This is a genomic window from Aeromonas sp. QDB11, from assembly GCF_027705265.1.
In the GTDB taxonomy this organism is placed as follows: Bacteria; Pseudomonadota; Gammaproteobacteria; order Enterobacterales; family Aeromonadaceae; genus Aeromonas; species Aeromonas allosaccharophila.
This window is the reverse complement of the sequence record NZ_JAPDBM010000004.1, coordinates 14,781-34,106: the sequence shown is the minus strand read 5'-3', so window position 1 is coordinate 34,106 and position 19,326 is coordinate 14,781. Positions and strand designations below refer to the sequence as shown.

Here is a 19,326-nt window from a genome sequence, read left to right as displayed (position 1 = left end):
GGATGATTCCGTTTTAGTGCTCAGACCCGCAGATCGATCTGCTGTACCCAGCCCCCCTTACCCTGTTCGGTGAGGTAGAGGCCGGATTGGCGCAGCACTCCCTGAGTGCCGCTCTCCCCCAGATGAGTGAAGGGGGTGTCGAGAGGGTGCAGCAGGATGGCGCCGATCCCCAGCTCCACCAGCGCGATGGGGGCGTGTTCCGGATGCCAGAACTGCAGCGCTGAAAACTGGCTATCCCGCTCGTCCAGCACCCCGTTGCCATCCTCGTCGAGGGTCGCCAGCTCGCCGAAGCCATTGCCGGAGCGGGCACCAAACAGTTCGCCGCCATCGTCTATGGTGCCGTTGCCATTGCGATCCAGCGCCACGAAGCCGCTGCCTTCACTCAAGCCCGGCAGGCTATCCTCTTTGCCATCCTGATCGATATCGAAACTGACCCTCGCCTCGGTCAGATCGGCGATCTTGCCATCCAGACTGAGTACCAGCGGATCCTTGAGGGCATTGAGGGTGGTGCGCCGCTGGTTCACCTCCAGCTGACGCCAGTCGAGCACAAAGCCGAGATCGAGCTGAATAGTCTGACCATCCCGAGTCGCTACGCTGGCTGACGCCACCACGTTGAGTTGCTCCTGTTGCAGCAGGGTGTCCGTCACCTCCACCAGTTGATCCGGCTCGGCGGCCTGAGCAGCGGCGTCTCCTTGGGTCACCCCTTCACTCCCCTCTTCGGAGGGTTTGATCGGCTTGGGCAGCTCGATTTCGTGGCCCAGCATCGCCTCAATCATCAGCTTGATCAGCCGCTGGCGGTTATCCAGCCCATCGTCGGGAATACCATCCTGCTCTTTGCCGACTTCCGCTGCAGGCGGGGCGGGAGGCGTTGTCGCTTGCTGGCTGGCGGCCGATTGCCTCGCGGCTTGCAGCGTCAGGGCGCTGGCGAGGGTCAGGGTGCTGCGGCGTTCGCCTGCCGCTGCCGCGTTGTTGCCTTCTGGTTGATTGACGGCGGGTGGCACGGGCCCGAGGTTGCGCACCTTGCGGCTCTGGGCCTGTTGTTGCCGGTATTGCACCTCCCCCTGGAGGTCGTAGTGATCGATGCGCATACGTTCGCCCTCGGCGCTATACATCTGGTCAGTTATCGACCAGGTAGTGCACAAGGCTTAACACCAAATCGGACTAATCAGGGAGGTGGTTAGTACTAGGTTGCAAGGTGGCGGCGTGGCAGGATGATGGACATGCGGGTGCTAGCCCGTTTGCCCAAGCGCAGGGCGCAACATGTGAAGAGGAAGAGAGGATGAGAAATTGTCTGGTGATGGGGGCTGCGGGCTACATAGGCTCCTATCTGGTGCCCCACCTGCAAACCCTGGGGTACAGGGTAATTGCCGGGGCGCGCCGTCCCTGCCGCTTGCCGGAGGGGGTGGAGTTTCGCCTCGCCGACAGCCTCAAGCCCATCACCCTGCTGCCTGCGCTGGCGGGCATCGACACCGTCTTCTATCTGGTGCATGCCATGGGAGCGGGGGCCGATTTTCACCGGCTGGAGCAGCAGGGGGTGAAGAATTTTGCCGCCGCTGCCCGCGCCGCCGGGGTGCGCCGCATCATCTATCTCGGAGCAATCCAGCCCGAGCAGTGCAACAGCCGCCATCTCAACTCCCGCCGCCACTGTGGCGAGCTGTTTCGTGACTCTGGCGTGCCGACGGTGGAGCTGCGCGCCGGCATCATCATCGGCCCCGGCTCGGCGGCGTTCGAGGTGATGCGGGATCTGGTGTTCAACCTGCCGATGATGGTGACGCCGAAATGGGTGCGCTCGCGCACGCCGCCGATTGCGCTGTCCAACCTGCTGCACTATCTGGGCGGGCTGGTGGAGGCTGATGAGGTGGATGGCCGCATCTTCAATGCGGTCGGCCCCGAGCTGCTCAGCTACCAACAGCAGTTGCAGAAGTTCGCCGCCCATATCGGCAAGCGCTGCCCCATTATTCCCATCCCGTTTCTGAGCCCGCGTCTCTCCGCCTGGTGGCTGCAGTTTGTCACTTCGGTGCCGCAGCCGGTGGCCAAGGCGCTGGTGGGCGGTCTCAAGCACGATATTCCGGCCGACGATGGCCCGTTGCGGGCCCTGCTGCCGCAGACCCTGCTCAGCTTTGACGAAGCACTGGCGGAGAGTCTGGCGTTGGAGCAGAAGCTGGGGGCCGAACAGCAGGGGCAGGAGACGCCGCTCGGCCTGCGCTGGCGCCATCCCGAATATGGCTTCTACGATCGCACTGCCAGCGGCGAGGCGATCTGTCTCGCCTCCCCCGAGGTGGTGTGGCAGGTGTTGCAGCAGCTGGGGGGAGAGAAGCGTTACTTCTACATGAACGAGCTGTGGGTGGTACGCGAATGGATGGATCACCTGATCGGCGGCCCGGCCCGCACCCGGGGCCGCACCAATCCCGATCGCTTCGTGAAGGGGGATATGCTCGACTCCTGGCAGATCCTCGGGGTGGATGAGGGGCGCAGGCTCGATCTGCTGTTCAACATGAAAGCCCCCGGCGTCGGGCGGCTGGAGTTCAACATCCTGCCGGAGGAGTCTGGCCTGACCCGTATCCGGGTGACTGCCCACTGGCATCCGCAGGGCGCCTGGGGGCTGGCTTACTGGCTCGCCATGCTGCCGTTCCACCTCTTTATCTTTCAGGGAATGACCGAGGCGATCGCCAAAGAGGCAGAGGCGAGGGCCGGTATCCCCGTCATGGATTGAACGGGCGGTCTGACCGTCCCCGTTGCCACACTTTCGCTGTTCACACCACAGCAAGGGGCGCCTTACCAAGGCGCCTTTTATGCCGATTTTATGCATAGTCAGCAAGACTCGTTCGAGGTGAAATCTTCGTTTTTCGCCCGATATGGGTGTGCGTCTTGCCGCAAAGACTGGCATCATGCCCTGCTATTTATGCAGTTCAGGTGTGTGACTAATTAATAAAGAAGGGATTATGAAGAAAAAACCGTCAATTTTGGGGGGCGCCTGCATCATCGCCAGCGTCTGCGTGGGAGCCGGCATGCTCGGTCTGCCGAGTTCGGGGGCGGGGGCCTGGACCCTCTGGTCGGTGCTGGCGCTGACCGTCACCATGGTGATGATGACCCTCTCCGGCTGGATGTTGCTGGAATCCTTCCAGCACCACGACATGCGGGTCTCCTTCAATACCGTGACCCGCGAGCTGCTGGGGGAGAAGCTCAATCTCCTCAACAACCTCTCGGTCTACTTTGTTGGCGGCATTCTGCTCTACGCCTATATCACCTCCTCCGGTGCCATTTTGCAGGGGATACTGGGGATCGACAGCAAGCTCGCTTCCGTGCTGTTCGTGGCGTTCTTCTCGCTGGTGGTGTGGCACTCGACCCGCGCCGTTGACCGTATCTCGGTGGTGCTGATCGCCTTCATGATCTTCAGCTTCGCCCTCGGTGTGGCCGGTCTGCTCGGCAATATCAAGCTGCCGACCCTGCTCGATCTGGCGGGCAGCGAAAACCGCTACGCCCCCTATGCCATGGCGATGCTGCCGGTGGCGCTCACCTCGTTCGGCTATCATCACTCGGTTGCCTCCCTGCGTGCCTACTACCAGAACGAGCAGCAGGCCAGATGGGCCATTCTGGGGGGAACCCTGATCGCGCTGGCGCTCTACGTGCTCTGGCTGCTGGGGATCTTCGGTAACCTGCCCCGTCAGGATTTTGCCCCCGTGATTGCCAAGGGAGGTGACGTGAGCGTGCTGCTCTCCGCGCTTTCAGGGGTCATTGAATCGGAGAAGGTGGCCAGCGCCATCAACGGCTTCTCCATGGCGGCGATTCTCTCCTCCTTTATCGGGGTCGGGCTCGGGGTGTTCGACTATCTGGCGGATCTGTTCAAGTTCGACAACAGCCGCGCCGGTCGCAGCAAGACCTGGGCTGTTACCTTCCTGCCGCCGCTGGTGCTTTCGCTGCTCTTCCCGTTCGGTTTCCTGCTGGCCATCGGTTATGCCGGTGCCGCCGCCACCATCTGGACCTGCATCATCCCGGCACTGCTGGTGTTGCGTACCCGGGCGCGGGCCGAGCGGGGAGAAGTGACTCCCCATTTCGTCACCCCCGGCGGCAAGCTGATGGTCTGGTTGCTGATCCTGTTCGGATTGGCGACCGCGCTGTTCCACTTCCTGTCGATGGCGGGTCAGTTGCCGGTCTATCTGGGCAACTGAGTACGCTCTACAGCACTGACTGAAAAGGGCGGCAAGGCCAACTTGCCGCCCTTTTCTGTCCCATTTCCTGCCCAACTTTTTGCCCCACATAGCAGCATCTATAACTAAAGTGGTAGTTTCAGGTGGGGTAAGTTACTGAAATAACTGGTCTGATCTGGCTAACGGCAGCATGATCTGCTGGGCATGCCCCCTGCTTTCTTTTATGATCCCCGCCCTTCTGCGTGCCCCTGTCGGCACCTCATTTGCACCAACCACATCGGGGTCCCCCATGTCCGATCTGCGTCAAGAAGCACTCGATTACCACGCCCAGCCCGTACCGGGCAAAATTGCCATCGCCCTGACCAAACCCGCCGAAACCGCCCATGATCTGGCGCTGGCCTACAGCCCGGGTGTTGCCGAGCCGGTGCGCGAGATCGCCGCCAACCCGGCCGATGCCTACCGCTATACCGGCAAAGGCAATCTGGTGGCCGTCATCTCCAACGGTACCGCCATTCTGGGTCTGGGCAATCTGGGGCCGTTGGCCTCCAAGCCGGTGATGGAAGGCAAGGCCTTGTTGTTCAAGCGCTTCGCCGGTATCGACGCCATCGACATCGAGGTGAAGCACGAGACCAGCCAGCAGTTCATCGACACGGTGGCGGCTATCGCCGATACCTTCGGCGGCATCAATCTGGAAGATATCAAGGCGCCTGAGTGTTTCGAGATTGAAGAGGCGCTGATCGCCCGCTGCGACATTCCGGTGTTCCACGATGACCAGCACGGCACCGCCATCGTCACCGCCGCCGGTCTGCTCAACGCGCTGGAAGTGCAGGGCAAGCAGATCAGCGACAGCCGCATCGTCTGCATGGGGGCGGGAGCTGCCGCCACCGCCTGCATGGAGCTGCTGATCAAGTGCGGCGCCAGGGCGCACAACATATTCATGCTGGATCGTCAGGGGGTGATTCACACCGGCCGCAGCGATCTCAACAAGTACAAGCAGCGTTTCGCCAACGACACCCCGCTGCGTACCCTGATGGATGTCATCGAAGGGGCGGACGTGTTTGTCGGAGTCTCCGGCCCGGACGTGTTGCCTCCGGAGGCTGTGGCCCTGATGGCGCCGAACCCGGTGATCTTCGCCTGCTCCAACCCGGACCCGGAGATCAAGCCGGCGCTGGCCCACGCGGTGCGCAGCGACCTCATCATGGGCACCGGTCGTTCCGACTACCCGAACCAGATCAACAACGTGCTCTGCTTCCCCTTCATCTTCCGCGGTGCGCTTGATGCCCGCGCCAGCCGCATCAACGATGCCATGAAGATCGCTGCGGTCGAGGCGATCCGCGGTCTGGTGAAGGAGCCTGTTCCGGCTGAGGTGCTGACCGCCGCCGGGGTGAGCGTGCTCACCTTCGGCAAGGATTATGTCATTCCCAAGCCGATGGATGCCCGCCTGCTGCCGCGGGTTGCCCGCGCTGTGGCGCTGGCGGCGGTGGCCTCCGGCGTTGCTCGCACCGAGCTGCCCGCGGACTACATGCTGTAATCCGGCGTTGCAAACGGCCCCTTTATCGGGGCCGTTTTTGTTGCTGCATCCCGTGACTGCCCAAGGTGCAGTCTGTACGGAAAATGGGCGGACATGGCGGCAATCTTGGCTCAAAGGTGGTCAAACAGCGCTCCCCTCTGACACAATGGCTGCATGACGACGCTTACGAGAATCAAGATGCAGCAGCAAATCAGCGGCCGTTTGGCCCACGCCCTCTCCTTTGTGCGCCATGATGGTCGCCACTTCGCCCAGTTTGTCTGGGGCCGTTTCCAGCAGGACAGATTGACGGTCACTGCCGGTTATCTGGCCTATGTCACCCTGCTCTCGCTGGTGCCGATGATCGCCGTGGTCTTTGGCATGATGTCCGCCTTTCCGGTGTTCCAGAGCCTCAAGCAGGAGATGGAGCAGTTCGTCTACCACAACTTCGTGCCGACCGCTGGCGACATGCTCAAGGAGTACATCGACGGCTTCGTCGCCAACGCGACCAACACTACGGCGGTGGGGATCGGGGCGCTGGTGGTGGTGGCGCTGATGCTGATCTCCGCCATCGACAAGAACCTCAACTACATCTGGCGCTCGACCCAGAGCCGCCCGCTGGCGCAGGCATTCGCCATGTACTGGATGATCCTGACCCTGGGGCCCGTGCTTATCGGAGCCAGTATCGCCATCTCCTCCTACATCTTCTCGTTGCGGCTGTTTGGCGCCGAGAGCCTGTTCGGTATCGGTTATCTGCTGTTGCGGGGGTTGCCGTTCCTCTTCTCGGTGCTCACCTTCCTGCTGGTCTATACCGTGGTGCCCAACTGCAAGGTGCGGCTGATCCACGCCTTTATCGGCGCGCTGGTGGCGGCTACCCTGTTCGAGCTGGCCAAGCGCGGCTTTGCCATCTACATCACCAACTTCCCCTCCTATCAGGCCATCTATGGCGCGCTGGCGACTATTCCAATTCTATTCGTCTGGGTCTATCTGAGTTGGTTGGTGGTGCTGTTGGGGGCAGAGACCACCTCTTGTCTCGGCGAGTATGAGAAGCCTGCAGTCGAAGAGCTGGGCTGAGCGGTATCATCCGATCCTGTTTGTCTGGGTTTACCTCAGTTGGCTGGTGGTGCTGCTGGGGGCTGAAACCACCTCCTGCCTCGGCGAATACGAGAAACCGGCGAGTGAAGAGCTGGGCTGAGCCATCGCCTTGGCCACCGGTTTATTGGTAGCATCGACGACCGCCCCTGTGAGGGGGCGGTCGTTCTGTTTTGAGAGGAGATGGATGTGATTGCATTGATTCAGCGGGTCAGCGAGGCCAGCGTGACCGTCGAGGGCGAAGTGACCGGCGCCATCGGTCAGGGGCTGCTGGTGCTGCTCGGGGTGGAGCAGGGGGATGACGAAGCCAAGGCCGACAAGTTGCTGCACAAGGTGAGCGGCTATCGGGTCTTCAGTGACGAGAATGGCAAGATGAACCTCAATGTCAGCCAGATCGGCGGCAGCCTGCTGGTGGTCTCCCAATTCACGCTGGCGGCCGATACCAAGAGCGGGATGCGCCCCAGTTTCTCCTGCGGTGCTCACCCGAGCGAGGCCGAGCGCCTCTATGACTACTTCGTGGCGAAGGCTGCTGCCAGCGGCATCCCGACCGCAACCGGGCGTTTTGCCGCCGACATGAAGGTGGCGCTGGTCAACGACGGTCCGGTTACCTTCTGGCTACAGGTCTGAGGATGCCTGATCCCGAGGTATGACGTGGACGATCACGTTGATGAGCCCTGCGACCGGATAGGGGGTGGCCGGGCCAATCCACTGCTCGATTAGAGTCAGGGCGTGGGTTAGCTCCAGCTCGGTGCGCGGCAGCAGGTTGATGACCAGAGTGCCGTTCAGCCGGGGTGCCAGCGCCCGGTAGAGCCGCTCCTGAAACAGCAGCAGCGGGTTGCCATCCTGACTGAAGAGATCGAGCAGGATGAGGTCGTACTGCTGCTCGCTCTGCTCGAGAAAGGCGAGGGCATCGGCCTGATGGAGTGCCGGAGCAGCGCGTTCATCGCTCTCCTGATGCTGGAAAAACTGCTGATAAACGGTCAGCACCTCTTCGTCGAGGTCAACGCACTCGTGGCGTGCATCGGGCCAGCGCTGACTCAGATGGCGGGTGAGATCACCACCACCCAACCCCAGTTCGAGGATCTGCCCGGCCTGTTCCGGCAGCAGGCAGGCGATGACCCGCTGATGGGGCAGACAGAGGGCTGCGGGGTCGGCGAGCGACATGGCGGATTGCACCACGCCGTCTATCTCCAGCCAGCGGTGCTGGTTATTCTCCTGCACGGTGAGGCGGCGCTGGGGTTTGACGCTGAGGTGCAACAAGTGATCGGCTTGGTACGCTTGCAGATTGAAGTCCATGAATTTGCACGGCAAGATGGTTTCCGACCAGTGTAACTCAAGGATGAAACTATGTACCGGGTAGTCACCTCTCAGACAGCCGCCGAGCCGGGTACTTACTGCATGCTGCGCCGGGAACCTCTGCGAAAGCCCTTCCATCTGCCAGCCGGCGCAAACTCAAGGATCGCTTTATGTATCGGGTAGTCACACCCCAAACGGCAGCCGAGCTGGATGCCTACTACCAGTTGCGCTGGGAACTTCTGCGTAAGCCCTTCAATCTGCCGGTCGGTTCCGAGAGGGACGAATACGACACCGTTGCCATTCACCGCCTGATGCTGGCACCTGACGGCACTCCCATCGCGGTGGGCCGACTCTTTATCGGTGGTGACGAGGCGCAGATCCGCTTTATGGCGCTGCGTCCGGAATATCGCGGGCAGGGGCTGGGTGCCCAAATGGTGGAAGATCTCGAGCAGCTGGCCCGCAGCGAGAAGGTAAAACGGCTGGTGATGAATGCCCGTCAGGAGGCGGTGGAGTTCTATCGCAAGTGCGGCTTCCTCGAAGTGGGGGGCGGCCCCGTCTCCTTTGGTCGCATTCCCCATCGCCAGATGATCAAATCCCTGAGTCCGTTGCAGACCATCCAGTACCGGCCGGAGTGGTGTCAGGATCTCACCACCCGCTGGTCGCGCGGGGTGCCCATCAGCGAGAAGATGGGGATGCACATCAGCCACTACGACGGTCAGACCTTCCACCTCAAGGCCAATCTGGCGGCCAACTTCAATGTGCACGGCAGCATGTTTGCTGGCAGTGTCTACAGCCAGTGCGTGCTGGCGGGCTGGGGGCTGATCTGGCTGCAACTTAAAGAAGAGGGGCTGGTGGGCGAGCCGGTGCTGGCCGAGAGCACCATCAAATATCATGGCCCGGTCGATGAGGAGCCGGAGGCGCGGGTGGCCCGCGAGGGGATGCCCGCCGTGCTGCAGCCGCTCAAGCGGGGCGAGCCGGTTACCTTCAGCCTCAAGATCCAGCTGTTCAGCGGCAGCAAACTGGCGGCGGAGTTCTGCGGTCACTACGTGGTGCAGCCGCCCCGCCGCCCGGGCCAGTAACCGCGCCGTTTCCCCATCAAACAACAAGGCCTCATCATGAGGCCTTGTCTGTTTTTACCCTTGCTGGCTGTCGCTTGTCTGCCCGGCTTGGGTCTGCACTTGGGCTTGGGTTTGAGCTTTCGGCGCGGGAGCAGGTCGCCAGAGCGGGGCACTGTTGCCTTGTGGCGGATAGCGTACTCCTACCTCCCAGCCGCAGGCGTCCTGCTTCTGCGGGAAGCTCCATGCCAGCGTGGGGGCCGTCAGCGGTCCGCGCCACTGGCCGAGCAGCTCGGCACAGCGGTTGCCGTTGAGCACCCCCAGATCGAGCTGCCACTGCTCGTTGACCAGATCGATCCCCCCTTGCAGCGCCAGCAGATGGGTGATGGTGGAGGCGCCAGCCTGCTCGATCTGCAGTTGCCCCTTGTCGATCTTGCCCTGCAGCTTGATGCGGTAGAAGGGGGTGTCACCCTCCTGCATTGCCTGCCACAGCTGATCTGGCGTCAGGACGGGCGGGGTCGCCCCCTTGAACCACTCATCGAGCAGCGGATCTATCTTCACCTTGTCCCAGAACGGCTCGTCGGCATCGAGGGCAAAGCTGCCCTGCAGGGTCTGGCGCCACTCGCCCGCCACCTTGCCGTGTTCGGCTTGCAGGTCGGCACTCACGTCCGCCTTGCCAGCGAAGGAGACCGGGGAGTGAAGTATCTTGCCCCACTGCACCAGATCCAGCTTGGTCGCCTGCAGTTGCAGGCGGCTGCTCTGGCCCGGTTCGCGGCCCCACTGGCCACTCAGGCTGAGGGTGCCCTCATCCGGCAGCGAGCTGGTGAGTTTGCCCAGCTGCCACGAGCTGGGGGTCAGCTCCCCATCCAGCTCGCCGTTACGGGCGCTGAGGCCATCCCACACCAGCTCGAACCACTTGCTCTCGATACGGGCGCGGCCGAGCAGCGGGCCGGGCTGGTTATCGCGCAGGGCGAGATCGCTCAGATAGAGCTGCCAGCCGGTCAGCGACAGAGGGATGGAATCGTCGAAGGAGAGCACCTTGAGCTTGTCGAACGCCAGCTTGCGGATATCCACCTGCTGCGGGCGCCAGCTCTGCCAATCCTGCCACCACCCCTGCGGCAGGCTGATATCCATGCCGCTCAGGGTCATATCCTTGAGAGTCAGCTTCTGTTGCTGGGTGTCGAGGGCCAGATCCAGAGTAAATGCCCCCTCGTAGGCCTTGCCCTGCAGCTCTGCATCGATCTGCTGGGCTGAGAAGGCGAGCTTGCCCTTGATCTCCTCCAGCTGGAACAGGCCGCGCCCCATGTCGCCCAAGGTGCCGGTCAGATAGCCGGTGGGCTGGCTGCCAGCCTGCCAGTTGAAGGCGGTGAGCTGGCCGCTGAAGTTGTTGAAGGAGAGCTCCTGATTGATGTCGTTGAGGCTCACGCCATCCAGCTGGCCGCGATCCAGCGACACGCTTTGCAACGGGAAGCGCTGCGGGAAGCCTTGCTGTGCCAGATCCCCCAGCTCGACCCGTAGGCCGCGCGCCTTGAGGTCGTGCAGTTGCAGGGTGCGGGCGGGCCAGTCCAGCACCATGCCGGTCTCCAGCAGACCGTCAAACAGGTTGGTCACCAGCTTGTCGGTGCGCAGCACTTCCCCCTCCAGCCGTCCTTGTAGGTTGAGGCGGGCGAAGGTGAATTGCGGGGTCTCCAGTTGGCCGATATTGAGGCTCAGGTTGGCCTGTGGCTGCCGTTTCGGGTCGATCAGCTCCCAGTCGCTCAGGGTGGCGTTGAGACCGCGCAGGGTCAGCTCGCTGCTCTCCAGACTGAGCCGATCTATGGTGCTGTCGCTGATGGTGAGGGAGTGCACCGGCAGGCTCGGCAACTGGTTGGGCAGCGGCAGCTTGATGGCGGGGCGGATCAGATCGAGGTGGGCGATGCGCACGTCGCGGCTCAGCCAGTCGATGCTCTCGATCTCCAGATAAATCTTGTCGAGGGAGACCGCATCGCCATAGCGCACCTGCTCCGCCAGCAGGGTGTAGGGGTGAAGCGGGTTGAATACCAGCCGCCCTATGGTGACCGGCACGCCGGTCTGCTGGCTGATCCAGCTGGCGATGGGGCCTTTGGCGCGCTCGGCGTCGAACAGGCCGAGGGCAACCCAGACAAACAGCAGCAGGAAGGCGAAGGTGTAGAGCAGGCCGCGTAGCCAGGAATTCATTGTTGCTTTCCTCCTGTTTTGGGGTGTGTTGTCAGGCGTTTGAGTAGTGGTCTCGCAGACCGAGCCAGCGCCGTATCAAGGGTTCGACATGGCTCGGGTGCCTATCCATGAGGACATGTGTCCATCTTCTGCATCTACCTCGATCAGGCATTGGAATAGTGATCCCGTAAGCCAAGCCAGCACCGTATCAAGGGTTCGACATGGTTTGGATGACTATCCATCAGGCAATGTGCCCTCTTCTGCATCTGCCTCGGTCAGGCATTGGAATAGTGATCCCGTAAGCCGAGCCAGCGCCGTATCAAGGGTTCGACATGACTCGGATACCTATCCATGAGGACATGTGTCCATCTTCTGCATCTACCTCGATCAGGCATTGGAATAGTGATCCCGTAAGCCGAGCCAGCGTCGTATCAAGGGTTCGACATGACTCGGATGCCTATCCATAAGGAAACGCGCCATCTTCTGCACCTGCGGAATAAGCGGCTGATCCCGTACCAGATCGGCGATCTTGAGATCGGCCAGACCGGTCTGGCGAGTGCCGAGCAGTTCCCCCGGGCCGCGCAGCTCCAGATCGCGCTGGGCGATGAGGAAGCCATCGTTGGTCTCCCGCAGCACCCCGAGTCGGCTCTGGGCCGTCTTGGACAAGGGGGCATGATAGAGCAGCACGCAGTGGGAGGCCACCGCCCCCCGGCCAACCCGACCGCGCAGCTGGTGCAACTGTGCCAGCCCCAGTCGCTCCGGGTTTTCGATGATCATCAGGCTGGCGTTGGGCACATCCACTCCCACCTCGATGACGGTGGTGGCGACCAGCAGTTGCAGTATGCCTGCCTTGAACTCCTCCATCACCCGCTGTTTCTCGACCGGGCGCATCCGGCCGTGCACCAGCCCGATATGCAGGCCGGGCAGCAGGTTCTGCAGCTCGGCGGCGGTATCCTCGGCGGCCTGACACTCCAGCACCTCCGACTCCTCAATCAGGGTACAGACCCAGTAGGCCTGCTTGCCCTCGGTGCAGGCGAGCTTGACCCGTTCGATCACGTCGCCGCGACGGCTGTCGGGCAGCGCGACTGTGGTGATGGGGGTACGGCCCGGCGGCAGCTCGTCGATGACCGAGGTATCGAGATCGGCGTAGGCGGTCATCGCCAGGGTGCGGGGGATGGGGGTGGCGGTCATGATGAGCTGATGGGGATGGACTCCCTCCCGCTCCCCTTTCTCGCGCAGTGCGAGGCGCTGATGCACCCCGAATCTGTGCTGTTCGTCGATGATGACCAGCGCCAGACGCTGGAACACTACCTGCTCCTGAAAGATGGCGTGGGTGCCCACCACCATCTTGACGCTGCCATCAGCAATGGCGGCCAGCGCCTCTTCCCGCGCCTTGCCTTTCTGCTTGCCAGCAAGCCAGCCGACCCCGATGCCGAGCGGCTCCAGCCACTTGGCGAAGTTGATGGCATGCTGTTCCGCCAGTAGCTCGGTCGGCGCCATCAGCCCCACCTGACAGCCGTTGCCGATGGCTTGCAGGGCGGCCAGCGCCGCGACCAGCGTCTTGCCGGAGCCCACGTCGCCCTGTACCAGCCGCATCATGGGGTGGCTCTGTTGCAGATCCTTACCTATCTCGGCCACCACCCGGCTCTGGGCGCCGGTTGGACTAAACGGCAGGGCCCCGAGCAGCTGTTCAACCAGCGCGGGCGCCGGTTTGAGGGCGCGAGCCAGCTGGGTTTGTGCCTGAGCGCGCACCTTGAGTACCGAGAGGTTGTGGGCCAGCAGCTCTTCCAGTACCAGCCGTTGCTGGGCCGGATGCTGACCGCTTTCGAGCAGCGGCAGTGCCACCGAGGGGGGCGGGCGGTGCAGCAGCTTCAGGGCGGCGGCCAGTTCAATCTGGTGGGGATAAAGGCCAGCGGGCAGCAGCTCCTCCACGCCATAGAGGTCGAGCTGGGCCAGCGCCTGATCGGTGAGGTTGCGCAGGGTGAGCTGGCGCAGTCCTTCGGTAGTCGGGTAGACGGGGGTGAGCGCCTCTTCGGTCTGGCCGACTTGATCCTCGCCGAGCAGCTTGTACTCGGGGTGGGCCATCTCCAGCCCGTATTTGCCGGGGCGCACCTCGCCAAAGCAGCGGATCAGACGGCCCGCCGCCAGACTGTTTTTCTGGGCGGCGGTGAAGTTGAAGAAGCGCAAGGTGAGGGTGCCGGTACCGTCGCTGATGCGACAGACCATCATGCGGCGGCGCCCCATCACCAGCTGAGTGTCCTGGATTTCACCCTCGACGGCGCCGTGCAGGCCGGGCGGCAGATCGCCGATGGGCCACACCTGGGTGCGGTCCTCGTAGCGCAGGGGAAGGTGGAACAGCAGATCCTGTACCGTGGCCAGCCCCAGCCGCTCGAGCTTCTCCAGCATCTTGCTGCCAACACCCTTGAGGCTATCGAGAGGAATTTTATCCAATTTCATCAATTAGATGCCCGAAAACACTGTAAATATGTCCAGATGATAGGGGTTGTTGAGGGGCCGATGCAAGCCGAGTTGCTGCTGGCAGGGCCGCCAACGCGGGGGAAACGGCGGATATAACAAAGGCCTGCCGAAAACGGGAGGCCTTTGTGTGGCTGCCAACGGGCGGGGTGCAGGCGCATGGCGCCCAAGGTCAGATGATGCGTTTGAGCAGCAGATGGGCCTTGACCCGATGGATCCGTCCCAGCAGCTTTCGCACCTGTTCCGGGTAGTCCTGGATCTGCTCCACCTGATCGAAGTGACTGATCCGCTTGGTGTTGGTCAGGATATTCTCCCGCTCCGCGTTGAACTGGGGACGCAGCAGGTGGCGACGATCGTGCACCAGCAGGCCGTTCTCCAGATCCAGTGCCCAGGCGCGGGGGTTGAGGTTGTTGCCGGTGAGCAGGGCCCACTCGTCATCCACGAAGATCCCCTTGAGATGGTAGGAGTTGCGCTCGCAACACCAGAGCATCAGGTTGAGGCGACCATCGTCGATGTGGCGCTGGTTGCGCTCGGCAAACTTGCGCAGGTTGGTCTCGTAGAGATAGGGCAGGCCACCGATGGTGGAGAACTTCTCTTCCGGCGGAATGAAGAAGTCGTTGGCGGTCTTGTCGCCCACCACGATGGTGACTTTGCAGCCGCGCTGCAGCAGATCCTCGATATCCTTGCTCAACTCCTTGGGGGGGTTGAAGTAAGGGGTGCAGATGAAGATCTCCCGCTCGGTGGCACGCACCAGATTGCGGATCATCAGGTTGAGCTGGTTGTTGCGCTTGCCCAGACCCACCATGGGGGTGACAGCCACTTCCTGGGTGTTGACCGGCATGGTGCTGAAACGGTACTGGCTCTGGCGCAGGTTCTGCTTGAAGCGGCGGATTGGCCCCTTCAGCTGTTTGGCGCTGGGGATGTCGCTGTGATCCAGTCGCTGCACCGCGTCGCTCTTCACGAACAGGTCATCCACATAGTTGACCATGCTGCGGGCCAGCTCCGGGCTGGTGATCTGGTGATAGCGATCGAAGCGGTAGCGATCCTGCTGGTGCAGGTAGATGTCGTTGAGGCTGGCGCCGGAGTAGAGCACCACATCATCAAAGATGAAGCCCTTGAGGTGCAGCACGCCGAGCAGCTCGCGCCCCTTGACCGGCACGCCGTAGATTTCGATCTGGTGCTCGTGTTCGGCAGCCATGCCCTGATACATCAGGTGGTTGCCGCCCTGCTTGCCCTTGCCGATCAGGCCGCGCTGGGCACGGTGGAAGTCGACGAACAGCTTGATGTCGAGGGCCGGATTGCGCTGCTTGGCGGCGTAGAGGGCGGAGAGGATCTCTCGTCCCGCCTCGTCATCCTGCAGATAGAGCGCAACCAGATAGATGCGCCGGGTGGCACTGGCGATAAGCGCCAGAATGCGGCGTTTGAAATCCTGCGCGCTGTAGAGCACTTCAAACTGATCCGCCGCGACGGCGATCTGGGGCAGGCGCGCCAGCAGTTGTCGATAATGGGCCGATGAATGCATAGATAAACCTGAAATCACGGGGTTAAGCGTTCCACTCGGAGCGATGAATAGGCGATTCTAGCAATCTCGCCCTCTCAGCCAAAGAAAGAATCATCAGAAAGATGAAAAAGGCCTCACGAGTGAGGCCTTTTTGTCAGCTTTTCGCCCTTGTCAGAGGAAGCTGTAGATGATCATCGCCATCACGCCGCCGGTGGTACCGATGATGGTTTCCATCACGGTCCAGGTCTGCAGGGTCTGCTTCTCGGAGAGGCCGAGGTAGCGGTTGGCCAGCCAGAAACCGGAGTCGTTGACGTGGGAGAGCACGATGGCACCGCCGCCGATGGCGATGGTGACGGCTGCCAGCTGGGCGCCATTCAGACCGAGCGGCTCCAGCATCGGCAGCACCAGACCGCAGGCGGTCAGCATGGCGACGGTGGCAGAGCCCTGAATCACCCGTACTGCAGCGGCCAGAATGAAGGCCAGTGCGACGATGGGCAGACCTGAGTCGGCCAGCATGTTGCCCAGCGCGGCACCGACACCGGAATCAACCAGTACCTGCTTGAACACGCCACCCGCACCGGTCACCAGGATGATGACACCGGCGGGCTGGATGGCGCTGTTGCAGACGCTCATCACCTCGTCACGGGACATGCCGCGGCGAATACCCAGCAGGTAGAAGGCGGCCAGACAGGCGACCATGATGGCGGTGAAGGGGTGACCGATGAACTCCAGCCAGTTGTGCAGGGTGGAGCCCGCCTCGACGAAGCGGCCGACGATGGTCTTGAGGCCGATCAGCAGCAGCGGCAGACCGATCAGACCCATGGCCAGCCCGAAGGAGGGCAGGGATTTGCTGTCATCGTGGACGCTGTTCTGGGCATCGGCAGGCAGCGGCACATCGACGATCTTGCTGATGAAGTCACCGAACAGAGGGCCAGCCAGGATCAGTGCCGGTACGGCGGCGATCAGGCCGAACAGGATCATGTAGCCGAAGTCGGCACCCAGCTGGGATGCCACCAGGATCGGGCCCGGCGCCGGAATAAGGAAGGCTTGGCAAGTGGCGATACCCGCCAGCAGGGCGATACCGATCTTCACCACGCTGCCGCCGCCACGACGAACGATGGCGAAGGCGACACCGATCAGCAGCACCACGGCCACGTCAAAGAACAGCGGCAGGGCGCAGACAAAGCCGGTCAGGGCCATGGCCCAGTTGGCGCGCTTGACGCCGAACTTGCCGAGCAGGGTGTGGGCCACCCGGTCGAGGGCACCGGTCACTTCCATCACCTTGCCGAACATGGCGCCCAGCGCCACCACCACAGCGACGAAACCGAGGGTGCCACCCATCCCTTTCTGGATGGTGGCGGCGATGTCGGCCGGGTTCATGCCAGCGGCGAGACCCGCCACCATGGAGACTAGGATCAGGGCTACCACGGCGTGGAGCCGGGCCTTCATCACCAGGAAGAGCAGCAGCACAATCGAGCCAGCGGCTGTCATGATCAGGGAGAGGTCAGACATTGTTATGCGTTCCTTTTTCCAAGTTCAGAGTGACACCTTGCCGATCCGTCGGCAAACCATATCTTTATGATTTATTTAGATTTATGGCAAGGGCTCAACATCATATGCCCAGGTGACTATGGGTTTGCTCAGTCTGTGGCAGACTTCACATTTTCAATCGTTACCGGTAACATGTTACCGGTAACGTGTTAGATTAGAACCCATCAACAGCTGGTTTTTTGAAAAGTGGGACAGAGGTCAAATTATGGCGGGTAAGTGCATTATCGTGATGGGTGTGTGTGGTAGCGGCAAATCCAGCGTGGGTCTGAAAGTGGCCGAAGCGCTGGGCGCCAAGTTCATCGATGGTGATGACCTGCACCCCAAGGCCAACATCCAGAAGATGGCTGGCGGCAACCCCCTCAACGATGAGGACCGAGCCCCCTGGCTGGAACGGATCCGCGACGCCGCCTACAGTCTCGAGCAGAAGAACGAGACCGGCATCATTGTCTGTTCCGCCCTCAAAAAGAAGTACCGCGACCAGATCCGCGAAGGCAACGAGTCGGTCAGCTTCCTCTTCCTCGACGGCAGTCAGCCGCTGATCCTCGAGCGGATGCGTGCCCGCAAAGGCCATTTCATGCGTGAAAGCATGGTACAAAGTCAGTTCGATACCCTGGAGCGCCCGGATGGCGAAGCTGGTGTATTCCACATTGATATAGACGGCACCTTCGAACAGGTGGTTGACCGCGCCGTCACAGCATTGGAGCAAGCCCAATGATTCATCAGGTAATTTTCGACGTCACCGCCCGCATCCGCGAACGCAGTGTCGCCCGTCGTCAGGCATTTCTGGCCCGCATCCAGCGTCAGGCAGAGCAGGGCAAGACTCGCGCAGCGCTGGCCTGTGGCAACCTGGCTCACGCCGTGGCGGCCTGCAGCAGTGACGAGAAGGGTCGCATCCTCGACATGACCCGCGCCAACGTCGGCATCGTCACCGCCTACAACGACATGCTGAGCGCCCATCAGCCCTATCAGGGCTATCCGGATCAGATCAAGGCAGTGCTGGCCGAGCTGGGCCACAGTGCCCAGGTTGCTGGCGGCGTGCCCGCCATGTGCGACGGCGTGACCCAGGGTCAGCCGGGGATGGACATGTCCCTGTTCTCCCGCGACCTGATCGCCCAAGCGACCGCGCTGTCACTCTCTCACAACACCTTCGATGCGACTTTGCTGCTCGGCATCTGCGACAAGATCGCCCCGGGCCAGATCATGGGGGCGCTCTCCCACGCTCACCTGCCGACCGCATTTGTTCCTGCTGGCCCGATGGCGAGCGGCATCAGCAACGACGAGAAGGTGAAGGTGCGTCAGAAGTACGCCGCCGGTGAAGTGGGTCGCGACGCCCTGCTGGAGATGGAGTGCGGCGCCTACCACGCGGCGGGCACCTGCACCTTCTATGGCACCGCCAACACCAACCAGTTGGTATTCGAGGCAATGGGCCTGATGCTGCCGGGCTCCGCCTTTGTGCATCCGCACAGCGAACTGCGCCGCGCCCTGACCGCCGAGGCGGCCCGCCGCATCAGCGCCATGATCCCGGGATCCCCGGCCTATCGCCCGCTGAGCGAGGTGCTGGACGAGCGATCCTTGGTCAACGGTCTGGTGGCCTTGCTCGCTTCCGGCGGCAGCACCAACCACAGCATCCACATGGTGGCGTTGGCCCGCGCGGCCGGTCTGGTGCTGACCTGGGATGACATCAGCGATCTCTCCGACGTGGTACCGCTGTTGGTTCGCATGTACCCGAACGGCCCGGCCGATGTGAATGCCTTCGAACAGGCGGGCGGCGTGCCCGGCCTGATGCGTCGTCTGGCGCAAGAGGGGCTGATCCACATGGATGCCACTCCGGTCTTTGGCGAGATGCAGGATTACCTCAGCCGTCCGGCACTGGTCGATGGCCAGCTGGTATGGCAGCCGGTGGGCGAGAGCAGCGATGCGAGCGTGCTCTCTCCCACGGGTAGCGTATTTAATGCGACTGGCGGCACCAAGCTGCTGGCGGGCAATCTGGGCCGCGCCGTGGTCAAGGTCTCCGCTGTGGCTCCCGAATATCGGGTCATCGAAGCACCGGCACGGGTCTTCTCCTCCCAGCATGCGGTGGAAGCGGCTTACAAGGCGGGCGATCTCAATCAGGACGCCGTGATCGTGGTGCGCCACAATGGCCCGGCCGCCAACGGCATGCCGGAGCTGCACAAGCTGATGCCGGTGCTCGGCAACCTGCAGAAGGCGGGTTACAAGGTGGCGCTGGTCACCGATGGCCGTCTCTCCGGTGCCTCCGGCAAGATCCCGGCCGCCATCCACGTTACCCCGGAAGCGCTGCACGGCGGGGCAATCGGCCTGCTTGCCGATGGCGACCTGCTGCGGGTTGATGCGGTAAACGGCAGCCTCGACTGCCTGACCGATTTGAGTGGCCGTACCCAGGCCGAGATTGACCTCACTCTGGAACAAGAGGGGTGGGGCCGTGAACTGTTCAGCGTGATGCGTCGCGCGGTATCGAGCGCCGAGTGTGGCGCTACCATCTTTGATTAAGAGCTGACTAAGGAAGAG

General features: G+C 62.3%; 15 protein-coding genes. 9 read left to right on the top strand and 6 right to left on the bottom strand.

The features are described from left to right. Nucleotides 1-20: 20 nt before the first annotated feature. Nucleotides 21-1,112, bottom strand: coding sequence for a hypothetical protein (locus OKC40_RS02225; protein ID WP_270793987.1), 1,092 nt, complete (start codon nucleotides 1,110-1,112; stop codon nucleotides 21-23). Nucleotides 1,113-1,279: 167 nt separating this feature from the next. Here OKC40_RS02225 and OKC40_RS02220 point away from each other — a divergent pair, with 167 nt between their 5' ends. The 6 genes from OKC40_RS02220 to dtd all read left to right on the top strand — a co-directional run bounded on the left by OKC40_RS02220 (nucleotide 1,280) and on the right by dtd (nucleotide 7,374). After that, nucleotides 1,280-2,713, top strand: coding sequence for a DUF2867 domain-containing protein (locus OKC40_RS02220; RefSeq protein ID WP_270793986.1), 1,434 nt, complete (start codon nucleotides 1,280-1,282; stop codon nucleotides 2,711-2,713). Between the two features lie 229 nt (nucleotides 2,714-2,942). Further along, complete coding sequence (locus OKC40_RS02215; RefSeq protein WP_270793985.1) at nucleotides 2,943-4,169, top strand: aromatic amino acid transporter; 1,227 nt, start codon at nucleotides 2,943-2,945, stop codon at nucleotides 4,167-4,169. A 268-nt stretch (nucleotides 4,170-4,437) separates the two neighbouring features. Further along, nucleotides 4,438-5,679, top strand: a complete 1,242-nt coding sequence (locus OKC40_RS02210) for a malic enzyme-like NAD(P)-binding protein (protein WP_270793984.1) — start codon at nucleotides 4,438-4,440, stop codon at nucleotides 5,677-5,679. A 177-nt stretch (nucleotides 5,680-5,856) separates the two neighbouring features. Then, nucleotides 5,857-6,729, top strand: coding sequence for a virulence factor BrkB family protein (locus tag OKC40_RS02205; protein ID WP_270793983.1), 873 nt, complete (start codon nucleotides 5,857-5,859; stop codon nucleotides 6,727-6,729). Beyond that, nucleotides 6,698-6,850, top strand: a complete 153-nt coding sequence (locus OKC40_RS02200) for a hypothetical protein (protein WP_442865882.1) — start codon at nucleotides 6,698-6,700, stop codon at nucleotides 6,848-6,850. Before OKC40_RS02205 ends, OKC40_RS02200 begins: the two co-directional genes overlap by 32 nt. An 86-nt stretch (nucleotides 6,851-6,936) precedes the next feature. Continuing rightward, nucleotides 6,937-7,374 carry a D-aminoacyl-tRNA deacylase gene (gene dtd, locus OKC40_RS02195; protein ID WP_033138812.1) on the top strand — a complete coding sequence of 146 codons (438 nt, stop codon included), beginning with the start codon at nucleotides 6,937-6,939 and terminating at the stop codon, nucleotides 7,372-7,374. On the opposite strand, the gene OKC40_RS02190 is transcribed toward dtd, so the two are convergent. Next, the gene (locus tag OKC40_RS02190) at nucleotides 7,363-8,043 is read right to left on the bottom strand and encodes a spermidine synthase (RefSeq protein ID WP_198038032.1); all 681 of its coding nucleotides are present in this window, start codon (nucleotides 8,041-8,043) and stop codon (nucleotides 7,363-7,365) included. The two genes, dtd and OKC40_RS02190, sit on opposite strands and share 12 nt — an antisense overlap. A gap of 170 nt (nucleotides 8,044-8,213) precedes the next feature. Here OKC40_RS02190 and OKC40_RS02185 point away from each other — a divergent pair, with 170 nt between their 5' ends. After that, nucleotides 8,214-9,122 carry a bifunctional GNAT family N-acetyltransferase/hotdog fold thioesterase gene (locus OKC40_RS02185; protein WP_270793982.1) on the top strand — a complete coding sequence of 303 codons (909 nt, stop codon included), beginning with the start codon at nucleotides 8,214-8,216 and terminating at the stop codon, nucleotides 9,120-9,122. Between the two features lie 54 nt (nucleotides 9,123-9,176). On the opposite strand, the gene OKC40_RS02180 is transcribed toward OKC40_RS02185, so the two are convergent. The 4 genes from OKC40_RS02180 to gntU all read right to left on the bottom strand — a co-directional run bounded on the left by OKC40_RS02180 (nucleotide 9,177) and on the right by gntU (nucleotide 16,761). Further along, nucleotides 9,177-11,294 (bottom strand): AsmA-like C-terminal region-containing protein, encoded by a 2,118-nt coding sequence (locus OKC40_RS02180; RefSeq protein ID WP_270793981.1) that lies wholly within the window; start codon nucleotides 11,292-11,294, stop codon nucleotides 9,177-9,179. A gap of 366 nt (nucleotides 11,295-11,660) precedes the next feature. Then, the gene (recG, locus tag OKC40_RS02175) at nucleotides 11,661-13,730 is read right to left on the bottom strand and encodes an ATP-dependent DNA helicase RecG (RefSeq protein WP_270793980.1); all 2,070 of its coding nucleotides are present in this window, start codon (nucleotides 13,728-13,730) and stop codon (nucleotides 11,661-11,663) included. A gap of 190 nt (nucleotides 13,731-13,920) precedes the next feature. Then, nucleotides 13,921-15,270: a CDP-diacylglycerol--serine O-phosphatidyltransferase gene (gene pssA, locus OKC40_RS02170; protein WP_213392930.1), complete on the bottom strand. Its 1,350-nt coding sequence runs from the start codon at nucleotides 15,268-15,270 to the stop codon at nucleotides 13,921-13,923. 150 nt (nucleotides 15,271-15,420) lie between these two features. Then, nucleotides 15,421-16,761 carry a gluconate transporter gene (gene gntU / locus OKC40_RS02165; RefSeq protein WP_042656918.1) on the bottom strand — a complete coding sequence of 447 codons (1,341 nt, stop codon included), beginning with the start codon at nucleotides 16,759-16,761 and terminating at the stop codon, nucleotides 15,421-15,423. A gap of 244 nt (nucleotides 16,762-17,005) precedes the next feature. Here gntU and OKC40_RS02160 point away from each other — a divergent pair, with 244 nt between their 5' ends. Continuing rightward, nucleotides 17,006-17,515: a gluconokinase gene (locus tag OKC40_RS02160; RefSeq protein ID WP_042059201.1), complete on the top strand. Its 510-nt coding sequence runs from the start codon at nucleotides 17,006-17,008 to the stop codon at nucleotides 17,513-17,515. Next, entirely contained in the window at nucleotides 17,512-19,308 is a 1,797-nt protein-coding gene (edd, locus tag OKC40_RS02155; protein WP_270793979.1) for a phosphogluconate dehydratase, read from the top strand. The genes OKC40_RS02160 and edd overlap by 4 nt, the downstream gene beginning before the upstream one ends. Nucleotides 19,309-19,326 lie beyond the last annotated feature (18 nt).

Excerpts from the sequence above, each read along its gene's own strand:
- OKC40_RS02215 (WP_270793985.1), top strand. The coding sequence starts at position 2,943 with ATGAAGAAAAAACCGTCAATTTTGGGGGGCGCCTGCATCATCGCCAGC.
- OKC40_RS02185 (WP_270793982.1), top strand. The coding sequence starts at position 8,214 with ATGTATCGGGTAGTCACACCCCAAACGGCAGCCGAGCTGGATGCCTAC.
- pssA (WP_213392930.1), bottom strand. The coding sequence starts at position 15,270 with ATGCATTCATCGGCCCATTATCGACAACTGCTGGCGCGCCTGCCCCAG.
- OKC40_RS02180 (WP_270793981.1), bottom strand. The coding sequence starts at position 11,294 with ATGAATTCCTGGCTACGCGGCCTGCTCTACACCTTCGCCTTCCTGCTG.
- edd (WP_270793979.1), top strand. The coding sequence starts at position 17,512 with ATGATTCATCAGGTAATTTTCGACGTCACCGCCCGCATCCGCGAACGC.
- OKC40_RS02205 (WP_270793983.1), top strand. The coding sequence starts at position 5,857 with ATGCAGCAGCAAATCAGCGGCCGTTTGGCCCACGCCCTCTCCTTTGTG.
- gntU (WP_042656918.1), bottom strand. The coding sequence starts at position 16,761 with ATGTCTGACCTCTCCCTGATCATGACAGCCGCTGGCTCGATTGTGCTG.
- OKC40_RS02190 (WP_198038032.1), bottom strand. The coding sequence starts at position 8,043 with ATGGACTTCAATCTGCAAGCGTACCAAGCCGATCACTTGTTGCACCTC.
- OKC40_RS02225 (WP_270793987.1), bottom strand. The coding sequence starts at position 1,112 with ATGTATAGCGCCGAGGGCGAACGTATGCGCATCGATCACTACGACCTC.
- OKC40_RS02220 (WP_270793986.1), top strand. The coding sequence starts at position 1,280 with ATGAGAAATTGTCTGGTGATGGGGGCTGCGGGCTACATAGGCTCCTAT.
- OKC40_RS02200 (WP_442865882.1), top strand. The coding sequence starts at position 6,698 with ATGAGAAGCCTGCAGTCGAAGAGCTGGGCTGAGCGGTATCATCCGATC.
- OKC40_RS02210 (WP_270793984.1), top strand. The coding sequence starts at position 4,438 with ATGTCCGATCTGCGTCAAGAAGCACTCGATTACCACGCCCAGCCCGTA.
- recG (WP_270793980.1), bottom strand. The coding sequence starts at position 13,730 with ATGAAATTGGATAAAATTCCTCTCGATAGCCTCAAGGGTGTTGGCAGC.
- OKC40_RS02160 (WP_042059201.1), top strand. The coding sequence starts at position 17,006 with ATGGCGGGTAAGTGCATTATCGTGATGGGTGTGTGTGGTAGCGGCAAA.